This window comes from Kitasatospora sp. NPDC001159, assembly GCF_053598235.1.
Map to the genome: position 1 here is coordinate 1 of NZ_JBSFJV010000204.1, position 5,281 is coordinate 5,281.

Below are 5,281 nucleotides of genomic sequence, written 5' to 3' on the forward strand. Positions count from 1 at the left end.
GGCGCGTCGTGCCGGCGAGTTCGGCCACAAGCAGGTCGGCCACCGCGGTGGCATTGGGGTAGTCGAAGATCAGGCTCGCCGGAAGTGCGAGACCGGTCGCACTGCCCAGCTCATTCCGCAGCTCCACCGCGGAAAGCGAGTCGAATCCCATCTCCTGGAAAGCACGCGTCGCGTCCACGGACTCGGCCGAACCGTGGCCCAGCACCGAGGCAGCCTTCATCTGGACAAGACGCAGGGCTTCCTCGGAAGTCAATGTCAGCACCCGGGAGCGAGTGCCGGTCGTCCGGTTACGGGTGCGGGTGCGGGGGACGAGGGCGCGGTAGACCGGCTCCAGCTCGGCACCCCGGGCCCGCAACGCGGACAGATCGAAACGCGCCGGCACCACCAGCGCCGGCCCCGCCGACCCGACCACCGCATCGAACAGCGCCAGGCCCTCCCCCGACGCCAACGGCCTCAACCCACCCCGCACCATCCTCGACCGCTCAACCTCACCCAACGAACCCGTCATCCCACCCGACTCCGCCGCCCAGGGCCCCCACGCCAACGACTGCGCCGGCAGACCCAACCCCCGCCGATACACAGCAAACGCATCCATGAACGCATTCGCCGCCGCATAACTCGCCTGCCCCGGCGACCCCAACACCCCCGCCACCGAAGAAAACAACACAAACGCCGACAACCCCATACCCGACGTCAACTCATGCAAATTCAGCACACCATCAACCTTCGGCCGCAACACCCCCGCCAACCGATCCACCGACAACGACGACACCACCCCGTCATCCAACACACCCGCCGCATGCACCACACCCGACAACACACGCCCCTCCAACACACCAGCCAACGCCCCACGATCCGCCACATCACACGCCACCACCTCCACCCGCGCCCCCAACCCCTCCAACTCCCCCACCACACCAGCAACCCCCGAACCCCCCACACCCCGACGACTCACCAACAACACATCACGCACCCCATGACCCACCACCAAATGCCGCGCCACCACCCCACCCAAACCACCCGTACCACCCGACACCAACACCACACCCGAACCAAACACAGACCCAGAACCCGAACCAGAACCAGAACCAGAACCAGCATCGACACCGGAACCAGAACCAGCACCGGCCCCGGAACCGGCCACCACACCAGAGCCAGCCTCCACACCGGCACGCACCAGACGCGGCACCCACCACACCCCGTCCCGCACCGCCACCTGACCCTCACCCGACACCACAGCACCCGACACCAACACCGACAACTCCGCCCCCGGCTCACCATCCACCAACACCACACGACCCGGATGCTCGTTCTGCACCGACCGCACCAACCCCCACACCGCAGCCCCCACCACATCAACACCCGACCCAGAACCAGAACCACCGCCGGCACCCTCACCGGACCCGGACCCGGACCCAGACCCGGCGTCGACCGCGCCCTCCGTCACCACCACCAACCGCGACCCCGCCAAACGCTCCTCAGCCAGCCACTGCTGAATGCCCGTCAGCACACCGCCGACCACGTCCCGCACACCCTCACCCGACACCTCCGCACCCGACCCCACCCGCAGCACCACCACATCAGGCACCACCCCCACACCCGACAACACCTCACCCAACTCACCCCACGACACCCCACCACCAGAACCAGAACCAACCCCAGAACCAGCAGCACCCTCCTCCGCCCTCACCCACTCCACACCGAACAACCCATCCACACCCGACCCCACCCCGGACACCAACCCCTCCCCCAACGACCGCACCACCAACGACTCCACCGACGCGACGGGACGACCCATGTCGTCGGCGATGTCCACGGATGCCACGTCGGCAGAAGTGGCGCGCAAGCGGACCCGCAGGGTGTCGGCACCCGTGCCGCCCTCGTACAGCTCCACGCCGGACCACGTGAAGGGCAGACGGATTCCTACGCCGTCCTGCAGAGCGAGCGTGTGCAAGGCCGCGTCGAGCAGCGCTGGATGCAGGGTGAACCTGTTGAGATCCCGGCCGAGTGCTTCGGTCCCGATCTCGGCGAAGGTCTCTTCGCCGCGGCGCCAGGCCGCACGCACGCCCTGGAAGGCCGGACCGTAACTCAGACCCTCAGCCGCCAGGTCCTCATACATCCCCTCCACCACCACCGGCTCCGCACCCGCCGGCGGCCACTCCGAAAGACCCGAAACCACCCCCACACCCGAACCCTCACCCGACTCCTCCACGACCACACCGGACGCATAGCGCACCCAACCCGCCTCGTCCTCACCCAACCCCTCACCCCGACCGAACACCGACACCTCACGCCGGCCCCCACCATCCACCGCACCCACGATCACCTGAACATCCACACCACCCGACTCCGGCAACACCAACGGCGCCACCAACGCCAACTCCTCCACCCGCCCACACCCCACACGACCACCAGCCGCCACCACCAACTCCACCAACCCAGCACCCGGAAAAACCACCGACCCCGCCACCACGTGATCCGCCAACCACGGATCCGTCGCACACGACAACCGCCCCGACAACACCACCCCACCCGAACCCGCCAACACCACAACCGACCCCAACAACGGATGACCCACACCACCCACACCACCAGCACCACCCACACTGTCCCGCCAAAAACGCTCCCGCTGAAACGCATACGTCGGCAACTCCACCCGCCGACCACCACGCCCCGCGAAGAACGCCTCCCAGTCCACCGTGACACCGCGCTCGTGGAGCCGGCCCACACCCTCGACCAGCGACAGCACCTCGTCCCGGCCTTTGCGCAGCAACGGCACGCCCACCGCAGGCGATCCCTCAGCGACCGAGTCGGCCACCATCCCCGACAACACCGACCCCGGACCCACCTCCACGAACGACACCACACCCGCCGCCTCCACCACCCCCACCGCATCCGCAAACCGCACCGCCGACGAAATCTGCTCCACCCAATACCCCGGCGACGACATCACCCCCGCCCCCACCACCCCACCCGACACCGACGACACCACACCCACACCCACCGGATCACCCAACTCCAACCCCTCCACCACACCCCGGAACTCCTCCAACACCCCATCCATCAACCCCGAATGAAACCCATCCGCCACCTCCAGCCACCGCACCCGCCGCCCCAACCCCACAAACCCCGCAACCGCCTCCTCCACCGCACCCCGCACCCCCGACAACACCACCGACCGAGGACCATTCACCGCCCCCAACCACACACCCCCACCCAACAACGGCACCACCTCACCCTCCGACGCCTCCACCGCCACCATCACCCCACCCGCACCCACACCCTCCATCAACCGACCCCGCGCACCCACCAACACACACGCATCCTCCAACGACAACACCCCCGCCACCCACGCAGCACACACCTCCCCCACCGAAAGACCCACCACCCAATCCGGCCGCACCCCCCACGAACCCAACAACCCCACCAACCCCACACCCACCCCAAACAACCCCCCCAGCACCACACCCCTCCCCACACCAGACCCCAACCCCACCTCACCAAACACCACATCCCTCAACCCCACCCCCACCGGCAACACCCCACCCAACTCACCCTCCAACAACCCACACACCCCATCAAACGCCTCAGCAAACACCGGAAACACCCCATACAACCCACGCCCCATCCCCACCCACCCAGACCCCTGCCCCGGAAACACAAACCCCGTCCCACCACCACCAGCAACAGAAGCAACCCCACGCACCACACCCGGCACCACCTCACCATCAGCAACCCCCACCACACCCGCCAACAACTCCCCCACCTCAGAACCCACCACCACCGCACGACACCCAAACCCCGACCGCGACACCGCCAGCGAATACCCCACATCAACCGGGTCCAGGTCCCAGGCGTCGTCGACCCTGGTGAGCAGCCGCTCGGCCTGGGCGGCCAGCGCTTCCTCGGTCCGCCCGGACAGCACCCAGGGCACCACGTTCCGTCGCGGAGCGGGGAGTTCGTCGTCCGGCTCCGGCACTTCGGGCACGTCCCGCCCGGGCGCCTCTTCGAGGATGACGTGGGCGTTGGTCCCACTGAGTCCGAAGGACGACACGCCGGCCCGACGCGTCCGCCCCTCCTGCGCACTCCACTCCCGCTGCTCCTGCAACAACTCCACCGCACCCGCCGACCAGTCCACCTCCGCCGACGGCACCTCCGCATGCAACGTCCGCGGCAACACCCCATGCCGCAACGCCCCCACCATCTTGATCACACCCGCAACACCCGAAGCCGCCTGAGTGTGGCCGATGTTCGACTTCACCGAACCCAGCCACAACGGACGATCCTCACCACGACCCTGCCCATACGCCGCAATCAACGCCTGAGCCTCGATCGGATCGCCCAGCACCGTCCCCGTCCCGTGCGCCTCCACCACATCCACATCCACCGCCGACACACCCGCATCCGCCAACGCCGCACGAATCACCCGCTGCTGCGACGGACCATTCGGCGCCGTCAACCCATTCGACGCACCATCCTGATTCACCGCAGAACCAGCCACCACCGCCAGCACCTCGTGCCCCAGCCGCCGCGCATCCGACAACCGCTCCACCACCAACACACCCACACCCTCAGACCACCCCGTCCCCCCCGCACCCCCACCAAACGACCGACACCGCCCATCCACCGACAACCCCCGCTGACGCGAAAACTCCACAAACGTCTCCGGCGTCGCCATCACCGCCACCCCACCCGCCAACGCCAACGAACACTCACCCCGCCGCAACGACTGCACCGCCAAATGCAACCCCACCAACGACGACGAACACGCCGTATCCACACTCACCGCCGGCCCCTCCAACCCCAACGCATACGCCACCCGCCCCGACACCACACTCCCCAACGCCGCACTCCCCGCATAATCGTGATACATCACCCCAGCAAAAACACCCGTCGCACTCCCCCGCAACGAACCCGGAACAATCCCCGCCCGCTCCAACGCCTCCCACGACGACTCCAACAACAACCGCTGCTGCGGATCCATCTCCAACGCCTCATTCGGACTGATCCCGAAAAACTCCGCATCAAAATCAGCCGCACCACGAACAAACCCACCCTCACGCGCATAACTCTTCCCCGGCACCCCCGGCACCGGATCAAACAACCCCTCCACATCCCAATAACGATCCTCCGGAAACTCCCCAATCGCATCCACACCATCCCGAACCACCCGCCACAAACCCTCGGGCGAAGACACCCCACCCGGATACCGGCACGCCATCCCCACGATGGCGATGGCCTCTCCCGCGCGCTGCTCGTTCTCCCGCAGCCGTCGGCGGGC

The 5,281-nt window shown here is 67.4% G+C and carries 1 pseudogene; it reads right to left on the reverse strand.

Features of this window, described 5'->3' with window-relative positions:
* A pseudogene (locus tag ACWC9T_RS40600) lies at window positions 1-5,242 on the reverse strand (type I polyketide synthase); the annotation flags it as partial.
* Between the last annotated feature and the right edge of the window lie 39 nt (window positions 5,243-5,281).